This is a genomic window from Bradyrhizobium sp. AZCC 1610, from assembly GCF_036924515.1.
Lineage (GTDB): Bacteria > Pseudomonadota > Alphaproteobacteria > Rhizobiales > Xanthobacteraceae > Bradyrhizobium.
This window is the reverse complement of sequence record NZ_JAZHRR010000001.1, coordinates 2,977,875-2,995,880: the sequence shown is the minus strand read 5'-3', so window position 1 is coordinate 2,995,880 and position 18,006 is coordinate 2,977,875. Positions and strand designations below refer to the sequence as shown.

25 protein-coding genes are annotated in these 18,006 nt (G+C 59.8%); 23 read left to right on the top strand and 2 right to left on the bottom strand.

All coding sequences use genetic code 11. The features are described from left to right. Positions 1-269 precede the first annotated feature (269 nt). The gene (locus V1279_RS14525; protein ID WP_334436864.1) at positions 270-563 is read left to right on the top strand and encodes a helix-turn-helix transcriptional regulator; all 294 of its coding nucleotides are present in this window, start codon (positions 270-272) and stop codon (positions 561-563) included. Then, a complete protein-coding gene (locus V1279_RS14520; protein WP_334436862.1) occupies positions 541-936 on the top strand; it encodes a hypothetical protein in 396 nt (131 codons plus the stop codon). Before V1279_RS14525 ends, V1279_RS14520 begins: the two co-directional genes overlap by 23 nt. Positions 937-949: 13 nt before the next feature. Here V1279_RS14520 and V1279_RS14515 read toward each other — a convergent pair whose 3' ends face one another. Beyond that, entirely contained in the window at positions 950-1,666 is a 717-nt protein-coding gene (locus V1279_RS14515; RefSeq protein WP_334436860.1) for a helix-turn-helix domain-containing protein, read from the bottom strand. A 251-nt stretch (positions 1,667-1,917) separates the two neighbouring features. Beyond that, positions 1,918-2,520, bottom strand: a complete 603-nt coding sequence (locus V1279_RS14510) for a hypothetical protein (RefSeq protein WP_334436858.1) — start codon at positions 2,518-2,520, stop codon at positions 1,918-1,920. 119 nt (positions 2,521-2,639) lie between these two features. Between V1279_RS14510 and V1279_RS14505 the strand changes: the two genes are divergently transcribed. The 21 genes from V1279_RS14505 to V1279_RS14405 all read left to right on the top strand — a co-directional run bounded on the left by V1279_RS14505 (position 2,640) and on the right by V1279_RS14405 (position 17,861). Continuing rightward, complete coding sequence (locus V1279_RS14505; RefSeq protein WP_334436856.1) at positions 2,640-3,461, top strand: helix-turn-helix domain-containing protein; 822 nt, start codon at positions 2,640-2,642, stop codon at positions 3,459-3,461. A 201-nt stretch (positions 3,462-3,662) separates the two neighbouring features. Beyond that, entirely contained in the window at positions 3,663-5,216 is a 1,554-nt protein-coding gene (locus tag V1279_RS14500) for an AAA family ATPase (RefSeq protein ID WP_334436854.1), read from the top strand. A gap of 62 nt (positions 5,217-5,278) precedes the next feature. Then, positions 5,279-5,944 (top strand): single-stranded DNA-binding protein, encoded by a 666-nt coding sequence (gene ssb, locus V1279_RS14495; protein ID WP_334436852.1) that lies wholly within the window; start codon positions 5,279-5,281, stop codon positions 5,942-5,944. A 145-nt stretch (positions 5,945-6,089) separates the two neighbouring features. Beyond that, positions 6,090-6,419: a hypothetical protein gene (locus V1279_RS14490; RefSeq protein WP_334436850.1), complete on the top strand. Its 330-nt coding sequence runs from the start codon at positions 6,090-6,092 to the stop codon at positions 6,417-6,419. A 1-nt stretch (position 6,420) separates the two neighbouring features. Then, complete coding sequence (locus V1279_RS14485; RefSeq protein WP_334436849.1) at positions 6,421-6,777, top strand: hypothetical protein; 357 nt, start codon at positions 6,421-6,423, stop codon at positions 6,775-6,777. Next, positions 6,755-7,357 (top strand): hypothetical protein, encoded by a 603-nt coding sequence (locus V1279_RS14480; protein WP_334436848.1) that lies wholly within the window; start codon positions 6,755-6,757, stop codon positions 7,355-7,357. The genes V1279_RS14485 and V1279_RS14480 overlap by 23 nt, the downstream gene beginning before the upstream one ends. After that, entirely contained in the window at positions 7,347-7,586 is a 240-nt protein-coding gene (locus V1279_RS14475) for a hypothetical protein (protein WP_334436847.1), read from the top strand. The genes V1279_RS14480 and V1279_RS14475 overlap by 11 nt, the downstream gene beginning before the upstream one ends. Then, positions 7,583-8,290 (top strand): DNA polymerase III subunit epsilon, encoded by a 708-nt coding sequence (gene dnaQ, locus V1279_RS14470; RefSeq protein ID WP_334436845.1) that lies wholly within the window; start codon positions 7,583-7,585, stop codon positions 8,288-8,290. Before V1279_RS14475 ends, dnaQ begins: the two co-directional genes overlap by 4 nt. 46 nt (positions 8,291-8,336) lie before the next feature. Continuing rightward, positions 8,337-9,302 carry a YqaJ viral recombinase family protein gene (locus V1279_RS14465; protein ID WP_334436843.1) on the top strand — a complete coding sequence of 322 codons (966 nt, stop codon included), beginning with the start codon at positions 8,337-8,339 and terminating at the stop codon, positions 9,300-9,302. Between the two features lie 38 nt (positions 9,303-9,340). After that, complete coding sequence (locus V1279_RS14460) at positions 9,341-10,114, top strand: hypothetical protein (protein WP_334436841.1); 774 nt, start codon at positions 9,341-9,343, stop codon at positions 10,112-10,114. A 265-nt stretch (positions 10,115-10,379) separates the two neighbouring features. Beyond that, on the top strand, positions 10,380-10,583 hold the full coding sequence (locus V1279_RS14455) for a hypothetical protein (protein ID WP_334436839.1): 204 nt from the start codon (positions 10,380-10,382) through the stop codon (positions 10,581-10,583). Next, complete coding sequence (locus V1279_RS14450) at positions 10,580-11,062, top strand: hypothetical protein (RefSeq protein ID WP_334436837.1); 483 nt, start codon at positions 10,580-10,582, stop codon at positions 11,060-11,062. Before V1279_RS14455 ends, V1279_RS14450 begins: the two co-directional genes overlap by 4 nt. Before the next feature lie 135 nt (positions 11,063-11,197). Beyond that, positions 11,198-11,467 (top strand): hypothetical protein, encoded by a 270-nt coding sequence (locus V1279_RS14445; protein WP_334436835.1) that lies wholly within the window; start codon positions 11,198-11,200, stop codon positions 11,465-11,467. After that, entirely contained in the window at positions 11,464-11,679 is a 216-nt protein-coding gene (locus tag V1279_RS14440; RefSeq protein WP_334436834.1) for a hypothetical protein, read from the top strand. Before V1279_RS14445 ends, V1279_RS14440 begins: the two co-directional genes overlap by 4 nt. Then, on the top strand, positions 11,676-11,906 hold the full coding sequence (locus V1279_RS14435; protein WP_334436833.1) for a hypothetical protein: 231 nt from the start codon (positions 11,676-11,678) through the stop codon (positions 11,904-11,906). The genes V1279_RS14440 and V1279_RS14435 overlap by 4 nt, the downstream gene beginning before the upstream one ends. A gap of 31 nt (positions 11,907-11,937) precedes the next feature. Then, complete coding sequence (locus tag V1279_RS14430; protein WP_334436831.1) at positions 11,938-12,450, top strand: hypothetical protein; 513 nt, start codon at positions 11,938-11,940, stop codon at positions 12,448-12,450. Positions 12,451-12,650: 200 nt separating this feature from the next. Beyond that, the gene (locus V1279_RS14425) at positions 12,651-13,001 is read left to right on the top strand and encodes a hypothetical protein (protein WP_334436829.1); all 351 of its coding nucleotides are present in this window, start codon (positions 12,651-12,653) and stop codon (positions 12,999-13,001) included. Positions 13,002-13,078: 77 nt separating this feature from the next. Then, on the top strand, positions 13,079-16,483 hold the full coding sequence (locus tag V1279_RS14420) for an adenosylcobalamin-dependent ribonucleoside-diphosphate reductase (RefSeq protein ID WP_334436828.1): 3,405 nt from the start codon (positions 13,079-13,081) through the stop codon (positions 16,481-16,483). 198 nt (positions 16,484-16,681) lie between these two features. After that, on the top strand, positions 16,682-17,011 hold the full coding sequence (locus V1279_RS14415) for a DUF6197 family protein (protein ID WP_334436827.1): 330 nt from the start codon (positions 16,682-16,684) through the stop codon (positions 17,009-17,011). Continuing rightward, entirely contained in the window at positions 17,008-17,409 is a 402-nt protein-coding gene (locus V1279_RS14410) for a hypothetical protein (protein ID WP_334436825.1), read from the top strand. The genes V1279_RS14415 and V1279_RS14410 overlap by 4 nt, the downstream gene beginning before the upstream one ends. Positions 17,410-17,471: 62 nt before the next feature. Continuing rightward, complete coding sequence (locus V1279_RS14405) at positions 17,472-17,861, top strand: hypothetical protein (protein WP_334436824.1); 390 nt, start codon at positions 17,472-17,474, stop codon at positions 17,859-17,861. Positions 17,862-18,006 lie beyond the last annotated feature (145 nt).

Genomic DNA, 18,006 nt, shown 5'->3' with positions numbered 1-18,006 from the left:
GTCGCGGATCTCCTTTGATCAAGGCAGCGGTTGCCGCCGGGTGCAAGGTGCATATTGCCCATCACTTCCCGGGGGCTAGTCGAGATTTTGAGAGGGTGCTTAAGAACAGAGGAAGTGCCCGAAGATGGTGCCCAGCATGCGGAGTTAACTCCCGTCCGGTACCTGTCTGCAAAGTAACGTCATGATCATACTGAACGGCGTGAGTGCATCCCGCCGATCAGTATTTTCGTGATTCGCTCCCGCGCAAATGCGGCATCAGGAGGTTGAAAATGCCGTTTCGAAAGCGAAAAGCGTCTGACAAATATCTCGCTGGAGAGGATGTGAGGGCTTGGCGCATTTCGCGCAATCTGACGCAGGCGGAACTCGGAAAGTGGCTTGGCCTGACACCCCAGGCAGCCGCCCGATACGAAGTGGTCGGCGTCACCAAAGGAATTGCATTGGCATTCGCCGCGATCGATCGGGGCCTGAAACCGGTCAAGATCACGCGCGCCGATTACAAGGCCGTGGAGGATCACATGAAAAACAAACGAGAGGAAGTGAATGAAGAAGGTTCAGACGCCTAACAAGACAGATCCCCCTGCTCCTGTGTCACGCCCGATCAATGCCAAGTTCCAGAGCAGGATCCCCGCGATCCTGGAAGAGATCTGCAAGTCGCTGATGGTCATCGAGCCGGCGGTGCAGGACGTCACGATCCCGCTGCGCGAGTTCGTGGACTACCTCGACTTCGAGATCGCCAAGGTCAGCCTGGACATCAAGAAAAAGGAGTGGGAGTCAGTCGTCGACATCAACGAGATCAACGCCGACAAAGCCTGGCTGGCTCAGATGCAGCAGCTGCGCAAGGACTTCGACGTTGAAGCGATGACGTCGTCGGTCACCTTCATCAGGACGATGACCAAGCGAGTGCGGGACATGTTCGACATGAGGGTCGCCTATTAGGCGACCCACCTCTTCACATGGACTTCACGAACACAACGACGATAGCGATCTCGGCGATGTCGTCGAACTGCATCACCTCGTCCTCTTTGACGGGATGGCTCTTCGACAGCTTCAAGCCGGCCTCGTCTATTCCCATCAGCGAGCGGATCTTGGTCTTCCCGTTCTTGTCGGTGACCATGATCGTATCGCCCGTGACGGGATCACGCCGCTTGGTCGCGTAACACATCGTCCCGGACTTCATCCAAGGCTCGAAGGTGTCGTCCGGCATGTAGAACGCGAACGCCGTCTCGTCGCCCTCCAATTGCGGCGGGGCCGGAGCGTAGCTATCGCGCTTCGGATTGGCAGCTGCCTGCAGCGCCGCCGGCAGCGACGACACATGACGAAGCTCCACCGTCGACACGCGCGGGGTACTACTACGGAAGGAGCGCCGAGGAGCCTCGGCTTCTTCTTCGGCAGTATCGGAGGGCTCGATCTTGTTTGCCCCCAGCACGTTCATCACTTTCCGTGGGATGGGATATCCCGATCCATCGGCAATCTTTTGCAACGTCTTAAGGGTCGGTACGAATTGATGATCTGGGTCGTTCATCAGCCGGAGGATCGTCGACGGGGCTATATTCGATTTGCGTGCTAGATCAGTCCCTGTCCACTTCTTGCGATCCAAGATGTGCTCGATCCACTCGATCACGATCTCTTTCGGGGTTTTCATATTCTCTGTCACTGCTGCATTCATTTTGCGATCCTTCCATATCACGGTCGCTGAGCAAAAAGGTTATCCTTTGTTCGAAAATCGCACAGTTCTTGAAATTGAGTTCATCTGAGGCAGTCCCCTTGCTCCGTTTGCGCGGATGCTAACGCCACCCCATAGAGGAGGTTGCGCGGATTTGCAAAGGCTTTTTTGTTCCAATTTTTCCAGAAATCAAACGCACAAGGAAAAACTGTAGACAAATCAAAGACAAGTCGCGCCTGCGACAATCTGACCACTCAATTAGAATGGTTCGAAGCCCGCCATAAGGCTAACAGTTGCTTGAATTCCGGCGTGCGAATGCCGGCATGCACAACCGCGCAGGCGTCGGCCGCGTGCTCGTTGTCGTCGTGCAAGTCCCCTGCCCTGCGCAGCAGCTTGCCCTTCTTAGAGACTTCCTTCTCGTAGGTCTGCCAGGCGATGTGCGGATACTTCGCCGCCGCCCAGGCGATGACCTCCGGCTTGTCCGCGGTCTTGGAACCGACGCTGGCCATCTTGGTCTCGACCGGCATGACCTCGATCACGGCCGGCGCCGAAGCGAGGACGCCGATCGCAATGCCCAGACCCCACGCAGAACGCGCGTGCTGGGCGCCTGAGGGGATTTCAGCGAAGGCTACCGAGCAGCCATGCAACTCTTCCCGGAGCCCCTCGTGCAGCTCCCTGGCCCGGCGGAAATCGTCGCTGTTCTGGCGCACCATTTTCTTCTTGCCGGCCAGCTTCTCGGTCGAGATCGTCCGCACTCTCTCCAGGCTGAGGTCCAGCGTGTCGAGGTCGAGTTGCATCCGGGCGATGCCCCAATTGGCAAAGCCGAGATCGAGACCAGCGACGCGAACGGTGCCCATGTTCTTCCTTGTGTGAGTCGGTCAGCCCGCCACCCAATATCTCGTGGCTTGACCATTTGCATGAATTCAAGCTAATAACCCACCCCGCAAAAGGGGTCAACCCCACGAGAGGCACGCACATGAGCTACGACGCGATGGCCTGGGCCAGAACGGTGATCACCGGCAGCCCGTCCCGCAAAGCTGTTCTGATGAACCTTGCCAACAGGTTCAACGATACCGAAGGCGCTAGTTGGCCGTCACAGCGCCTGATCGCCGAAGAGACTGAATTCAGCGAACGCACAGTCCGGCAGGCGATGGCCGATCTGGAGGAGATGAACATCATTCGCCGGATCAAGCGACACGACACGACCGACCTGGTCTTCTTCCCACTGATGCCCAAACCGGGTCGACCGGCACGTCTTGCCGGTGCCTCCAGAAAACCTGAGCAATCTCAAGGGAATGTAGAGGACGACCGGCAGGAGCTGCCGGTGGTGTCCGACAACGACAACGACCGGCAGGAGCTTCCGGAGGGACCGGCAGGAGCTTCCGGTGAGTACCGGCAGCAGTCGCCGGAGGCACCGGCAGCAGCTTCCGGTGGCCACCGGCAGGAGCTGCCGACTAACAGATATCTAGAACCGATAGGGAAACAAAAGACTGAAACAAAAGTGAAGCGAGGACCGGCTGCGCCGTTCCCTGCAGACGCTTTCGATCAGTTCTGGAAGCTGTACCCGAACAAGGATGCCAAGCCGGTCGCTCGCAAATCCTTCGAGCGCATCGCTGATGCCGGCAACGTCGAGTTCGACGCGATCATGGAAGGCCTCCGGTTCTACGTAAACAAGGATGACTTCCGGGAGTGGGCAATGCCCAGCACCTGGCTCAACCAGGAGCGTTGGGAAAGCCGGCCGAAGCAGAAGAAGCGCGGCGAACCCAGCGGCCGGTGGAAGCGAGTGGTGGCGATCTGATGGGCGTCGATGTTTCGAAGGTCCTGAGAGAGGAGAAGATCGAAGTCAGGTCGATCAAGTTCGGCAATCAATATGCCCTCTGTCCGCAGTGCTCGCACATGCGGAAGGGGGCGCACAAGAAGATCAAATGCCTGAGCGTCAAGATCGACGCGAGCGGCGTGTGTTGGAACTGCAAAAACTGCGGATGGGTAGGTTCAGAGAATGCTAAGCGAGAGACACGCACAGGGGATCGAGGACCGCGGCCTGAGCGTCGAAAAGGCGGTGGATATGGGGCTCTACAGCGCGCGTCGCTTGCGCGATGGGTCAATCGAGCCTGACCTCGATGGTCCGATCCTGGCGATCCCCTACTTCGAGGCGGACGTCGAGGTGAACACCAAGTACCGTTGGCATCAGGATGGCATCCGGATGTTCCAGCAGCGCAAGGGCGCTGTGAAGACCGTCTACAACGCCAATGTCCTGCTCGATGATGCTTGGCATCAGCGCCTTGCACAGGGCTTGGACGCCCTAATCTGGACGGAGGGCGAGTTCGACACCCTCGCTGCGCTGGAGTGCGGATTCCACACCGTGATCTCCGTGCCCGATGGTGCGCCGCCGGCCCGCGACAAGAATGGCAAACTGATCCATGTGCCCGACGATGATCGGGACATCGATCCCGAGGATGACGATAAGTTCTCGTTCATGGGACGCTTGATGGAGCGGATCATGGAGGTCAAGACCCACATCATCGCCGTCGATGGCGACGAACCTGGCGGCCGGCTCGCGAAGGAGTTGGTCAGACGGCTCGGGGCGGTGAAGTGCTTCTGGGTCGAGTACCCGAAGGACCAGGTCGTCCCGGACAAAAAGAAAAGGGGCGAGCTGCGCGCCTGCAAAGACCTGAACGAGGTGAAGAAATATCTCGGCACCGAAGCCGTGCGCGAGATGATCGAAACTGCGAAGCCCTGGCCCGTCAAGGGACTGTTCCGTCTCTCGGACTATCCGGAGATGGAGATCCCGGCGATGTGCGAGATCGGCTTGTCCGACGAGCTGGACAAGATGATGAAGTTCTACCAGGGACAGTTCATCATCTGCACTGGCGTGCCAAACGTCGGCAAGTCGACATTCATCAACCAGGTATCGGTGCTGCTGGCGAAGAAACATAAATGGCCGGTGGCCATCTTCTCCGGCGAAAAGGACGTCAAGCCGTTCCTGGCGTACGAGCTGATGACGGCATACCTGGAGAAGCCGCGAGACCAGTGGACGTTCGAGGACCGGAAGAGAGCCGAGGCATTCGTTCAGCGCTACTACCAGTTCATCGACTACGACGACACCGGAGACGCGGAGATCGACGTCAAGTTCGTCCTCGATGCGGCGGCAGCAGCGGTGTTCCGTGATGGCGTCAAGCTGCTGATCATCGATCCCTGGAACGAGCTGGAACACGACCGACCGATGAATATCTCGCTGACCGAATACGTTGGCAAGATGATCAAGAAGATGAAGAGGTTTGGAAAGATGTTTGGTTGCGCGGTCTGTGTTGTCGCACATCCGACCAAGCTGGCGCCGGATGCGGTGCCCGGTTTGTACAGCATCTCGGACTCGGCGCATTGGGCCAACAAGCCGGATCTCGGCATCGTGGTCCATGCCGGCGACGACGAGAACCCGAGCGCTCGCCAGATCATCATTCCCAAGGTGCGCCTCAAGCGCATCGCGGGTAACACCGGAACAGTGCCGATGGCGTTCAACGAGACCACCGGACTGTTTGTCGCCCCTGAGTTTTGACAAACTATTTGCATGAATACAAACGTCGTGCTAATGCAAACGAAGAAGGAGAAGGAAGACCTATGGCTCAATCACTGAACAAAGTGGAACTGATCGGACGTCTCGGCGCCGATCCCGAGGTGAAGAACCTCAACAATGGCGCGGTTGCCAACCTCCGCATCGCGACCAGCGATGTCTGGAAGGATCGCGACGGTGAGCGTCAGGAGAAGACCGAGTGGCACTCGATCTCGATCTGGAACGAGAAGACGATCGAGTTCGCCGAGAAGTACCTGAAGAAGGGTGACCTCGTCCGCCTCGAAGGCAAGATCCAGACCCGCAAATGGCAGGACCAGGATGGCAAGGATCGCTACTCGACCGAGATCCATATCCCGAAGTTCGCTTCGCTCGATGCGCTGATGAAACTGTCGTTCGACAACGACAACGATCGCGGTGGCAATGATCGCGGTGGCGGTTCGCGCAGCTCCGGTCGCTCGTCCCGTGACGATGACCGCGGTGGACGCGACGATGACCGCGGCGGCAGCCGTTCGTCGAGCCGCTCCTCCAGCCGCTCTCGCGACGATGATCGCGGTGGTGATGACCGGGGTCGCGACGATGATCGCGGCAGCCGCTCTTCGTCCCGCAGCTCGTCCCGCGATGACCGCAACGACGATCGCGGCGGTGGACGGTCCTCGGGCCGCTCGTCGGCGCCGTCCCGCAACAACGACATGGATGACGACATCCCCTTTTGATCGGGACATCCTCACCCGCATGAGATGCGGTGAGATCTGAGCTTCCCCGGTTTGAGCGGGGATTTTGAGGGGCGCTCCTTTTGTTGGCGTGCAGGAGCGCCCCTTTTGGCATCAACTGTTTGCACGAATGCAAAGGCAGGAATAAATGAGATTTATGTCAGACCGGGAATTCGCGGCCTATCACGCGAAGGCCGAGCAAGCCCAGAACAGCAACGACAACGTGGAATGCGACTGCGCTCCCGGTTGCTGCGATGGCGGGGCCGAGGTCGATCCGCAAGAGGTCGAGTTCGAGCAGATGATGGCGTTCCTCGGCGGGATCTTCGGTGGTGACCCGGTCGTCGACGAGGAGACGGCTCAGGCAATCGAGATCGCTGAACGGCGCGAGGCCGTGGCGCAGCTCGGCCGCATCATCGAAGGCCTCACGATCCTGACTGCGATCCACGCGGATCTGGTCAAGGCAACGGTGGAAGGCTGACATGGCCGGAACCCGCACAGTTCTCGAAGTCGATCCCGGCGCGCTCGGCGACTACTACGACTGGCTGAAGGACGCAGCCAACGGCGACACCCTGGTCTATTGGCAGGGTGACCTCCAGTACGACCGACAGGTCGTGATCCCAGCCACCGACCTTCTGCGCACCGCAGAGCGTCAGCGCATCACCATGCTCAACGTGATCGCCGATCGCGTGTTCAAGGATGCGAAGGCCGGCGAGCTGACGCTGACCCAGTTCAAGGTCGGCGAGAGCATCTACGAGTATCGCGCCACCCGCCGCCGGCAGTCCTATCCCGGTCAACCGCAGGTATCGATCCCGCATGACAACCTCGTCCTCGCTTGAGGATCGCGTCACGGCTCTCGGCTGGCTCGCCCATGGTGGTGAGCTGGCCGTAGCCCTGAAGGGCGATCGCGCCAAACACAGCGACATCATCTGGCAGCTCCTCGCGGAGGCTGTCGAGACGATCGACAAGACCCCCGACCAGGAACGGCGGTGGCTGACATCCGGCCAGAGATCTGGCGGCTGGAACATGATCGGCATGACCCGCGCCGATCTGATCGAGATCGAGCGTATCCGCTTGCTCTCTGCGATGAAGCCCTTCGACGGAGCAACCAAGTATGCCCCACAACGAAACGATGTCGACCGCGCCCTCGGCGTCCTCTCCTGGATGCGTTGGTGCAATTCGGCACGCCTACCTGATCGACTTACAAAGGCAGCTATCGCGCTGGCTCGCGGCGGAGATCAGGAGCTTGTTCATCGGCTCTACTGCCCGACGCGCAAGCCGAACCGCCAAAACGTCCACGAAATCCGCACCAGGACTGTCGGGTTCATCCTGACCGGACTGAAGGGCGATCTGGGTATCGTGCCGGCACACGGCATCGCATTCCAGGAAACCTACGGAGGGTCGCGCGATGCCGCGTAGCCCCGAGGAAACGGATGCGTACCTGCGCCTTCAGTCGGCCAGGCGCATCCATGAGGCCACCATCTGCAGGCTGGAAGCCGCCTACATCAACGGTTCGCCCGAGGATGTCGAGATGGCGACCAGCGCCCTGCTGGACACGTCACAAGTCATCGCCGATCGGCTGCGCGACCTGGTGTTTGCGCAGATGTATCGGGATGGCATCGATCCAATCACGAGGCGATCGTTTTGAGCATTCGAGAGATCGTACTGGACACCGAAACGACGGGCCTCGACCGCAAGGTCGATCGCGTGATCGAAATCGGCTGCGTCGAACTGGTCGACATGATGCCGACCGGCAAGACGTTCCACCAGTACATCAATCCCCAGGGACAGCCGGTCCACAAGGAAGCGTTCAGGGTCCACGGACTCAGTGACGTCTTCCTGTCGAGCAAGCCCACGTTCCGCAGGATTGCTGACCGGTTCCTCAAGTTCATCGACGGCGCGAAGCTGGTGATCCACAACGCCAGCTTCGACATCGGCATGCTGAACGAGGAGCTGGATCGCCTCGGCTACGAGCCGCTCGAAAACGAAATCGTCGACACCCTGGAGCTGGCCAAGGAGAAGCGGCCCCGCGGGAAGCACACGCTGGACGCTCTCTGCAGTGCCTTCGGCGTCGACAACTCGAGAAGAACGGAGCACGGCGCCCTTCTGGACGCGGAGCTTCTTGCCGAAGTCTACGTCGAGATGCTCGGCGGCCGGCAATTTGGAATGTCCCTGGATCTCTTTGCGGTCCAGGAGGAAGTCATCAAGCCCGTCATCAGGCAGCGGCCCACGCCGCTCGCCTCCAGGGTGACGGCAGAGGATCGCGCGGCACACGCCGCATTCGTAGAGACCCTCGGTAAGGAAGCCGTCTGGCTCGACTACCGGGAAAAGGAAACCAGCGAAGCCGCGTAGACGGCGGAGCTATGTCCAATCGTTTGTTTGAATGCAGGAGATTGCAATGCAACCACCGAACTATAGGCGCACTGGCCACATCGGCATGAGCGAGGAAGCGCGAAAGGCCCGCATGGGTTCGATCGGCGGCTCCGATGCCAAGATCATCATGTCCGGCGACCAGAAGGCCATCGAGCGACTGTGGCGCGAGAAGCGCGGCGAAAAGGAGCCGGAGGACCTGAGCGAGGTCATCCTCATCAATCTCGGCAACCTGACCGAGCCGCTCAATGCCGACCTGATGGAAAAGGACACCGGCTGGTGGGTCACCGACGAGCAGCTGAAGGTCCATTACCCGGACTGGGACAAGGCTCACACGACGCTGGACGGCTACCTCCGCGAGACCCCGACGTCCGCACCGTTCGGCATCGTCGAATTCAAGTTCATGTTCCCGTTCGGCTTCGACATGGAGAAGGCGATCGAGAAGTACTACCCGCAATGTCAGCACAACATGATGGTGACCGATCTTCCGGTTGCACATCTGTCGATCCTGACCGGCGCGGCCCAGTGGTATCGCGCCGAGATCGAGGCGGACGTCTTCTATCACTCCGAACTGCTCAAGGCAGAGAAGGACTTCTGGGAGTGCGTCGAGACCGGTCGCATGCCTGGAACGCCGGAGATCGTCGTGCCGCTGGTCGAGCGGATACGCATCGTCGACATGAACGAAAGCAACGAGTGGGCTGACCAGGCCGCCACGCTGATCAAGACCGTCACCGCGGTCAAGAAGCACGACAAGGCGAAGAAGGACATCAAGAAGCTGATGCCGGCCGATGCTCAGCAGGCTTCGGGCAAGGGCGTGACGATCAAGCTGTCGAAGGACGGCAAGATGCTGATCGACTTTGACAAGGCTGCTGTCGAGCAGGCGGACAAGGACAGCGGTCTGTTCCCGCCCCCGGCGAAGTCCACGAAGGCAGCGGCCAAGCCGAAGAAGGCCAAAGCCAGCAACGACAACAAGGAAGAGGCAGCGGCGGCCTAACGCCCTTGCCCTCCACCCCAATCACCAAGAGGAAGACCATGAGCACTAAGCAGCAAGACAATCTCGCGATCTGGGATGCGGTCGAGACGACCGATATGAAATACACCAAGCAGTTCAACCGCGGTGGTGGTTTCAAGGGAACGTCGATCAATGCCACCTACTCGGCGAAGAAGGCGACCCAGGTGTTCGGGCCGCTCGGTATCGGCTGGGGTTGGAATGTCATCGACGAGAAGTATCAGCCTGGCCAGGACAAGGACATCGTCCACGTTGTCCGGATCAAGCTCTGGTACGAGTGGAACGGAAAGCGCGGCGAGATCGAGCACTTCGGCCAGACCCAGTTCGTCGGCAAGAATAAGAACGGCTACTACACCGACGAAGAGGCGCCGAAGAAATCACTGACCGACGCGATCTCCAAGGGGCTCAGCCTCCTCGGGTTCGGCGCCGACGTACATCTCGGTCTGTACGACGACAACCGCTACATCAACGACCGCAAGGCGGACATGCGCGACGGCGTCGATGCGTTCAACAACGATAACGAGCGCCGAAGCGACCGGAACGATGACCGCGGTCCGTCCGGCGACCACCAGAAGGACGACGGTGGGCTCACTGCCGAGGAGGCTGATGCCATCCTCGACAAGTGGGAGAAGGCGATCGCCGGCTGCAAGAACAACGCGGAAGTCCTGACGCTCGTCGGATCTGACGACTTCAAGGACGACCTCGCCAAGCTGCATGTCGACGACGAGAAGTTCCTGCGCCAGAAGGCCAACGCCCGGTCCAAGGAGCTGAAGGCGGCGAAGGACAAAGCTGCGTAAGGCGTCATGACCCAGGCTGAAGCCTACATGGAGCTGGCTCTGTGGGGCATCACACTGGCTCAAACCCCATCAGGACTTCGGTCCTGGTGGGAGGCCGAGAGAGCCCATCGAGAACAATATGGGCTGTCTCAGGACCAGATTGATCGCCTCGTCGCAGCCTGCCGCGATCGGATCGCCCTCCTGACGGAATGCGAGGCCGAGAAACCCGAGCAACCGAAACCCAGAGCCAGGGCGCCACGTCGCCGGCCGCTGATTTGAGAACACGATGGCTGAAACACCACTCACCCGCCTGGCCAGATCGGTCAAGGCGCTCACCTACGACGACACCGAAAAGCTCGCACGCCGATTGAAGGGCATCATCGAGGGTCGAGAGGACGACCCTGAACTGCGGCTCGACCTCGATAACCACCAGCACTGGATGGCGCTGGTTCAGGATTGGGCTGAAGTGGAGTTGGACGAACCATCATGAGCAGCAAATCGTCCAGCAAGTCCAAGAACCCGTGGATCTACGTCGTCAAGAACGAGGACGGGCACCTGGTGCCTTACGCGAACTACGACCGCGAGATGTTCGAAGCGCTCCCCTTCAAGAAGGTGCTGCGCGTCAACATCGCACAGCAGCGCAGCCAGCCCCGGCATCGGCTGTATCGCGTCGTCCTTCGCATCATCGTGAAGAACACCGACCTGTTCGTCGACGAAGACAGCCTGCACAAGACACTGCTGCTCGGCTGTGGCGTGGTCGAGCCGATCATGACCGTGACCGGCGAGATCATCATGATCCCCTCCTCCACCGCGTACGACGCGATGAAGGAAGACACGTTCAAGGCCTACTTCGATCGGGCCATGAACATCATCGAAACCAACATCATCCCAGGTATCGACCTGAGCCTGCTGCTGAAAGAAGCGCGAGCTGAGGCCAACTGGAAGGAAGAAGAGAAGGAGGCGGCGTGAGGTTCTACACACCGATCATCTGCGAAGAGACGGGCTGGTACGGCGGCAATTTCCACTGCCTTGCTCCGTCTCTAAAGTATGCCTTCCGGATGCTGGAGAGGCGCATCGCTGACGGCAAGATCCAGAGGAGACCGTATGAGCAACGCTGACAACCTCGCCAAACGGTGTGTGGAGGCAATCAACTTCTACACGCTCAACAAGCAGCCGGCTGAGGATGCGGCAATCATGATCACGACTCCGAAGGGATGGAAGGCTCCGCCGAAGTTCCCACGGAGCGAGATCACGACCGTAAATCCCAATACTGGCGACCGAGTGCGCCGTATCCCGGCTATGCGACTGCTGGCCTATCTGGTCGGCAACAACCTGACCACCATCAAGATCGAGATGAAGGAACTGAAGGCATGAGGGGCATTGAGATCACATCCTTCACAATCGTCGGCGAGGAAGGCGCCTGCATCAAGGCGTACAAGGACAATATGGGTGAGCCATATCGTTCCGGTGTCACTGTCTGGATCGCTAAAGACGGCGACGATCGTGGATCTGGAGTCTTCCTCGAAGAGCGAGACCTTGATGGCCTGATCTCTGGACTGCTGGAAATTCGGAAGAGGTTTAAATGAGGCTGTCGAAAGCGCAGATGGCATTCCTCGACGAGTGGGTGCCGGCGCAGCAGATCTGGGCGCACGCCTGTGATCTCGCCATTGGTGCCGTCCCGGGGAATGGCCAGAGAAGAACCTTCGACGCCCTAGTGAGAAAGGACGTCATCACGCCGGGCGGTCAGATCACCAAGGAAGGTCTTACCGCCTGGGAGAGAGCCGTTGCTCGGCTGAAAAAACGTTCTGCTTGACTGTTTGCGTGAATGCAAATACGAAACGCAAATGCTGATCGAAGCTCTCCCCCTCGCTCCACCACCCGGTTTCCGCAAGGCGATCCCGGACAAGGTGAAGCTCAAGGTGGTTATCAGACAGGGTGGCAACTGTGCTTCCTGCAGCGAGAAGCTGGGGAAGCTCGAAGACACCCAATTCGATCACTTCCCGGCATTGCAGCTGCGCTGCTGGGATCCAGAAGCGAAGGACACCGTTCCGCCGTCGAATGACCCGGAGCACATCTTCGCAAAGCACGTCGATTGCCACGCGGCCAAGACCTTCGGATCGAAGGCCTCGAAGCGCGGTGCCGACGTCACCGAGATTGCAAGAACGAAGCGGATCGCCCGGGAAACCGAGGAGTTCAGACGTCGCATGTTGGCGAAGCTGATTGATCCCAATGAGGCGGCCGAGGAGCCGCCGAAGCGCATGAAAAAGAAATGGCCATCACGACCATTTCCGAAGAGGGGCAAGAATGGAAAGTCATGTTCGAGAGGTGAAGAAGGAAGTTCAGAGACTGAAGGATAGTGGAGAGATCGAAGACTTCGACTTCGACCACGACAAGAGACACCATCGGATCAGGTTTCTGTTCAAAGGCAAATGGCACTCAATCCCGTTCGCCGCCTCTCCGAGGACGTCCAACACCAACAAGTTCACCCGGCAGCAGATCAGACGGATCATCAGATCCGTGTCCTGACGTTTGCATGAATTCAAAGAGAGAGGACCTAATGAGACAGGTAGCAGTTCACGACAATAACTCGATGGGCCTGATGAAAGCCTTCCACTTCCTGCTCCAGCAGCAGCAGAAGCGGACGATCAAGAAGAAGTTCGACTACGTGCCGAACGGCACCGTCGTTCACGCATCGCGTAACCTGAAGGCTGACGAGGCCAGCAAGGTGAACGGCCTGGTGTCGCAGCTCAATGCGCTCGATCCCAAGGACGGCGCGAACGACGAGGCCATCAAGTCCCTCCTCACCGAGCTGTCGAAACAGCCAGTGAAGTTCGTGCCGCTCAAGCGACAATTCCCGATCGATTACTCCAAGCCCTACCCGTACCGCTCGACGAAGCGCGGCGGCTGACGCTCGACCGATGACTGAGCATCCCGGCCGACGTGGCCGGGACCTTCCAACAAAGAAACGCAAGAGAATACCAGTTCATGAGAATTGAGCGTCGCTTCACCGTTGATGGCAGCAAGTCCCCATACGACCTGATCGAATGGCGGACCGCGACCAGCGAGATCAAGAACCCGGACGGCTCGGTCGTTTTCCGCATGGAGAACATCGAGGTGCCGGCGTCCTGGTCGCAGGTCGCTGTTGACGTCCTCGCCCAGAAATACTTCCGCAAGGCCGGCGTTCCCAAGCTGTTGGAGCGGGTGCCTGAGGAAGGTGTTCCGACGTGGCTGCAGCGCTGCGTTGGCACCCCCTACCCCCTAGCTGAAGCGGGCAACTACCTGACCAGCGAGACCTCCGCCAAGCAGGTGTTCGATCGCCTCGCCGGCTGCTGGACCTATTGGGGCTGGAAGGAAGGCTACTTCGTTCCCGGCACCATGAGCCAGTACGTCACCCGCGCCGACCTCGACGAGGATGCGGAAGCAAACGCCCGCGCGTTCTACGACGAGCTGCGCTTCATGCTCGCCAACCAGATGTTCGCCCCCAATTCGCCGCAGTGGTTCAACACCGGTCTGCATTGGGCATACGGCATCGACGGTCCGGCTCAAGGGCACTTCTACGTCAGCGACACCGACGAAGCTCTGCTTCCGCAGGTCCTGTCGTCGACCTCCGCCTATGAGCGCCCGCAGCCGCACGCCTGCTTCATTCAGTCGATCGGCGACAACCTGATCCAGGACGGCGGCATCATGGACCTGTGGGTCCGCGAGGCTCGCCTGTTCAAGTACGGCTCCGGCACCGGCACCAACTTCTCGAGCCTCCGCGGCAAGGGTGAGAAGCTGTCGGGTGGCGGCACCTCGTCGGGCATCATGTCGTTCCTCAAGATCGGCGATCGCGCTGCCGGCGCCATCAAGTCGGGCGGAACGACGCGCCGCGCTGCCAAAATGGTCATCGTCGACATCGATCATCCGGACATCGAGGAATACATCGACTGGAAGGTCGAGGAGGAGAAGAAGGTCGCTGCTCTGGTCGCCGGTTCGAAAGCGACGAAGAAGCACCTCTACGACATCTACGAAGCGTCGATGGCTGCCGACGATCAGGCCGTGAAAGCCTCGATCAAGGCTGCCCGCAAGGCGTTCGTGCCGGACTCCTACATCCAGCGCGTTCTGCAGCTCGAAGCCCAGGCAGAGAACTTCAGCTTCCCGGAGTTCGATGTGGACTGGCAGTCGGCTGCCTACGAGACGGTGTCGGGCCAGAACTCGAACAACACCGTGTCGGTCACCGATGCCTTCCTGAAGGCTGTCGAGAATGACGAGAGCTGGAACCTGATCGGTCGCACCGATGGCAAGGTCATCAAGACCGTCAGCGCCCGTCACCTCTGGCAGAAGATCGTTCGCGCTGCGTGGGAGTCGGCCGATCCTGGCCTGCACTTCAACACGACGATGAACGAATGGCACACCTGCCCTGCCGGCGGTCCGATCCGCGGGTCCAACCCCTGCTCGGAATACATGTTCCTAGACGACACGGCGTGTAACCTGGCGTCGACCAATCTGCTGACGTTCTACGTGCGAGACTTCACTGCTTCGAACGTCTACACGTTCGACGTTGAGTCGTTCATCCATGCGAACCGGCTGATCACCATCGTCCTGGAGATCTCGGTGGCAATGGCGCAGTTCCCGTCCAAGGAAATCGCGCTGAAGTCATACGAGTACCGGACGCTCGGCCTCGGCTACGCCAACATCGGCGGTCTGCTGATGTCGATGGGTCTCGCCTACGACTCGCCTGAAGGTCGAGCCATGGCGGGCGCGCTGACGGCAATCATGACCGGAACGGCCTACAAGACCTCCGCCGAGATGGCGCAGGAGCTGGGTTCGTTCGTCAAGTTCCAGGAAAACCGCGAGGCGATGCTGCGGGTGATCGGCAACCACTACATGGCCGTGGTCGGCAATGACGAATACGAAGGTCTGTCGATCGAGCCGGTGAAGCTCGACTGGGACAACCTGCCGCAGAAAAATCTCGGTGCCGTCGCCGACCGCATCTGGGGTGAGGCGTATCGGTTGGGCCGCGAGTACGGTTTCCGCAATGCTCAGACCACGGTCATCGCCCCCACCGGGACGATCGGCCTGCTGATGGATTGCGACACCACGGGTGTGGAGCCTGACTTCGCGCTGGTGAAGTTCAAGAAGCTGGCCGGCGGCGGCTACTTCAAGATCATCAACCAGGCGGTGCGCCCTGCCCTGCGCAAGCTGGGCTACTCCAACTCGGAGATCGAGGCCATCGTGGTCTACGCCACTGGCGTGGGCATGCTGCCGGCGAAGTTCGAGAAGGCGGCTTTCGATGCTGGCATCAAGCTGACGAACGAAGGTGTCCGGGCTGCTTTCGACATCCGCTTCCTGGCGGATTGGGAGAAGCTCGGCTTCGCCAAGGAAGAGATCGAGCGGGTCAACACCGAGGTTTGCGGCACGATGACGCTGGAAGGCGCACCGTATCTCAAGCCGGAGCACTATGCTGTGTTCGACTGCGCCAACCCGTGCGGCAAGACCGGCAAGCGGTTCATCTCGTCCGAGGGTCACATCCGAATGATGGCTGCGGTTCAGCCGTTCATCTCGGGCGCGATCTCGAAGACGATCAACATGCCAAACAGCGCCACCGCAGCGGATGTGGCGGAAGCCTACAAGCTGTCCTGGCAGTTGGGTCTGAAGGCCAACGCGATCTATCGCGACGGATCGAAGCTGTCCCAGCCGCTGAACGCGACCTGGATGGCCGACATCGACGGCGAGGAGGACGAGGCGCCGAAGACGGTGATCCAGGTGGTGGAGAAGATCGTGCGCAAGCGCGAGAAGCTTCCATCCAAGCGGAAGGGCTACACGCAGCGCTCGATCGTCGGCGGCCACAAGGTCTACCTCCGCACCGGAGAATATCCGGACGGGCGCCTGGGTGAGTTCTTCGTCGACATGCACAAGGAAGGCGCCGCCTTCCGGTCGCTGATGAACGCCTTCGCCATCGCTGTGAGCCTCGGCTTGCAGTACGGCGTGCCGCTGGAGGAGTTTGTCGACGCCTACACGTTCTTCCGGTTCGAGCCCTCCGGGTTCGTCCAGGAACACGACCGGGTGAAGAACGCGACGTCGATCATCGACTTCATCTTCCGGGATCTGGCGATCAACTACCTTGATCGCGACGACCTGGCTCACGTCACCCCCGAGGAGTGCTCGCACACCTCGATCGGGGAAGGCTTGGGTAAGGAGCAACCCATCGTGATCAACAACGTCGTGATCACGAAGGACGCTGTCACGGTCTCGGCTCCGGCCGTAACGGTGGTGCCCGACAAGCTGTCGGTCGCGAAGATGAAGGGCTACGAGGGCCACGCCTGCCCGAACTGCTCGAACTTCACGATGGTGCGGAACGGCACCTGCTTGAAGTGCGACTCGTGCGGCGAGACCACCGGCTGCTCCTGATGCATCTGTTTGTGGCCAAGCGGCACAAGCGGCTCTGGATCATCAACCGGGAGAACAACGAGGCGGTCTACACGCCTCCGAACTTCCTCCAGTTGCCGTCCAGGGTCGCCATGCACAACCTGGCGTTCGACCTCATGAGGCTCGGGCGCCGGGACATTGACCGGATCGCTGCATTCGAATGGGAGTTCAGCAAGCGCAATGTTCACCGAACTCGAAATTGTGGAACGGTGCCTGTTGATGTTTTCCAAGCCCGGCCGATGGACGCAGAAGACCTGCGCCCGGGATCGGCAGGGTAAGCCGGTCCCCGTATTCAGCCAGGAGGCACGCTCCTTCGATCTCGAAGGGGTGATCCGCCGAGCGGCTGGCATTGAAGACCGAGGCGCGTATGCGCGCTTCGCCCCACTGATCAAGACCCAGGTCGGCAAGTATCCATTCGACTGGAATGACCAGGCCGGTCGCACCCAGAAGGACGTGACCCGGATGCTCGAAGACTTGGCAGACGAGTTCCGATTTAAGGAGGTAGCATGAACGACAACTTCACAGAGGCGGACCTGATCGAACTGGAAAGATCGGTCAATGCGCTGGTGGCAATCTGCCACAAAATGAACAAGCACTGGTGGACCGACCCGGTCACCGGAGAAGACCTTCGCAAGAAGGAGCTGATCGTCCCCACCAAGTTGATGCTGACCGTCAGCGAGCTGTGCGAGGCGATGGAAGCCGATCGCAAGGATCTGATGGACGACAAGCTTCCCCACCGGCTCGGCCTGGAGGTGGAACTTGCCGATGCGCTGATCCGCATCGGAGACCTGGGCGGAGCGCTGACACTCAACCTCGGCGCCGCGGCGCGTGAGAAGTCAGCCTTCAATCAGGTTCGCCCCGACCACAAGGCCGAGAACCGGGTGAAGAAGGGCGGAAAAAAGTACTGACAACTTCTTGACTTTCCGTGCGCTTGAATGCAAATCATCGACTGCAAATAAGGAGAACCCAATTGGACGTGTTTGAAGCTGAGAGATTGACCGACGAGCTGGTCTCGGCCGAGTTGGCCAAGCAGAACCAGATGTGGGGCCGCATGACCGAGCGGGCCGACATCTCCGAGGGGCAGCTGTTCCACGCTGGCATCGCCCAGATCGACGCGCTGTTCGACCGACAGAACGGTGAGCCCGACGCTTTCGCCTCTGCTCCGGAGATCTATCCGCCGGACTGGAGCGGCTTCCGCGACTACGGCTCGGATATCGCAAATCTCGTGGTGGCCGTGGCTTTCTTCACCCAGGAGATCAAGCGCAAGCTTCTCGCTGGCGAAGACTACACCCGCCTCGCCCGCGGCGCCGACCAGGTCTACCGGCCTGAGACCGGGCTGCCCAACCTGATCGAGGCGTAAGCCATGATCGTTGCCGTTCTTCTGAACAACGTTCTGCCAGCGATCGGCGTGTACCAGCTGATCACCGTCACCATCAAGATCACCAAGCGGTATCCGATCCGCCGCTGGTTTTTCTAGTACCCCAGCGTTTGTTTGAATTCAAACC

What these genes read in the sequence shown, in the direction of transcription:
- V1279_RS14435 (WP_334436833.1), top strand. Translation starts at nt 11,676, where the DNA reads ATGAGGCTGTCGAAAGCGCAGATGGCATTCCTCGACGAGTGGGTGCCG.
- V1279_RS14465 (WP_334436843.1), top strand. Translation starts at nt 8,337, where the DNA reads ATGCAACCACCGAACTATAGGCGCACTGGCCACATCGGCATGAGCGAG.
- V1279_RS14515 (WP_334436860.1), bottom strand. Translation starts at nt 1,666, where the DNA reads ATGAATGCAGCAGTGACAGAGAATATGAAAACCCCGAAAGAGATCGTG.
- V1279_RS14510 (WP_334436858.1), bottom strand. Translation starts at nt 2,520, where the DNA reads ATGGGCACCGTTCGCGTCGCTGGTCTCGATCTCGGCTTTGCCAATTGG.
- V1279_RS14455 (WP_334436839.1), top strand. Translation starts at nt 10,380, where the DNA reads ATGGCTGAAACACCACTCACCCGCCTGGCCAGATCGGTCAAGGCGCTC.
- V1279_RS14520 (WP_334436862.1), top strand. Translation starts at nt 541, where the DNA reads ATGAAGAAGGTTCAGACGCCTAACAAGACAGATCCCCCTGCTCCTGTG.
- V1279_RS14410 (WP_334436825.1), top strand. Translation starts at nt 17,008, where the DNA reads ATGAACGACAACTTCACAGAGGCGGACCTGATCGAACTGGAAAGATCG.
- V1279_RS14525 (WP_334436864.1), top strand. Translation starts at nt 270, where the DNA reads ATGCCGTTTCGAAAGCGAAAAGCGTCTGACAAATATCTCGCTGGAGAG.
- V1279_RS14430 (WP_334436831.1), top strand. Translation starts at nt 11,938, where the DNA reads ATGCTGATCGAAGCTCTCCCCCTCGCTCCACCACCCGGTTTCCGCAAG.
- V1279_RS14500 (WP_334436854.1), top strand. Translation starts at nt 3,663, where the DNA reads ATGCTAAGCGAGAGACACGCACAGGGGATCGAGGACCGCGGCCTGAGC.
- V1279_RS14445 (WP_334436835.1), top strand. Translation starts at nt 11,198, where the DNA reads ATGAGCAACGCTGACAACCTCGCCAAACGGTGTGTGGAGGCAATCAAC.
- V1279_RS14425 (WP_334436829.1), top strand. Translation starts at nt 12,651, where the DNA reads ATGAGACAGGTAGCAGTTCACGACAATAACTCGATGGGCCTGATGAAA.
- V1279_RS14480 (WP_334436848.1), top strand. Translation starts at nt 6,755, where the DNA reads ATGACAACCTCGTCCTCGCTTGAGGATCGCGTCACGGCTCTCGGCTGG.
- V1279_RS14490 (WP_334436850.1), top strand. Translation starts at nt 6,090, where the DNA reads ATGAGATTTATGTCAGACCGGGAATTCGCGGCCTATCACGCGAAGGCC.
- V1279_RS14475 (WP_334436847.1), top strand. Translation starts at nt 7,347, where the DNA reads ATGCCGCGTAGCCCCGAGGAAACGGATGCGTACCTGCGCCTTCAGTCG.
- V1279_RS14415 (WP_334436827.1), top strand. Translation starts at nt 16,682, where the DNA reads ATGTTCACCGAACTCGAAATTGTGGAACGGTGCCTGTTGATGTTTTCC.
- V1279_RS14485 (WP_334436849.1), top strand. Translation starts at nt 6,421, where the DNA reads ATGGCCGGAACCCGCACAGTTCTCGAAGTCGATCCCGGCGCGCTCGGC.
- ssb (WP_334436852.1), top strand. Translation starts at nt 5,279, where the DNA reads ATGGCTCAATCACTGAACAAAGTGGAACTGATCGGACGTCTCGGCGCC.
- V1279_RS14420 (WP_334436828.1), top strand. Translation starts at nt 13,079, where the DNA reads ATGAGAATTGAGCGTCGCTTCACCGTTGATGGCAGCAAGTCCCCATAC.
- V1279_RS14460 (WP_334436841.1), top strand. Translation starts at nt 9,341, where the DNA reads ATGAGCACTAAGCAGCAAGACAATCTCGCGATCTGGGATGCGGTCGAG.
- V1279_RS14440 (WP_334436834.1), top strand. Translation starts at nt 11,464, where the DNA reads ATGAGGGGCATTGAGATCACATCCTTCACAATCGTCGGCGAGGAAGGC.
- V1279_RS14450 (WP_334436837.1), top strand. Translation starts at nt 10,580, where the DNA reads ATGAGCAGCAAATCGTCCAGCAAGTCCAAGAACCCGTGGATCTACGTC.
- V1279_RS14505 (WP_334436856.1), top strand. Translation starts at nt 2,640, where the DNA reads ATGAGCTACGACGCGATGGCCTGGGCCAGAACGGTGATCACCGGCAGC.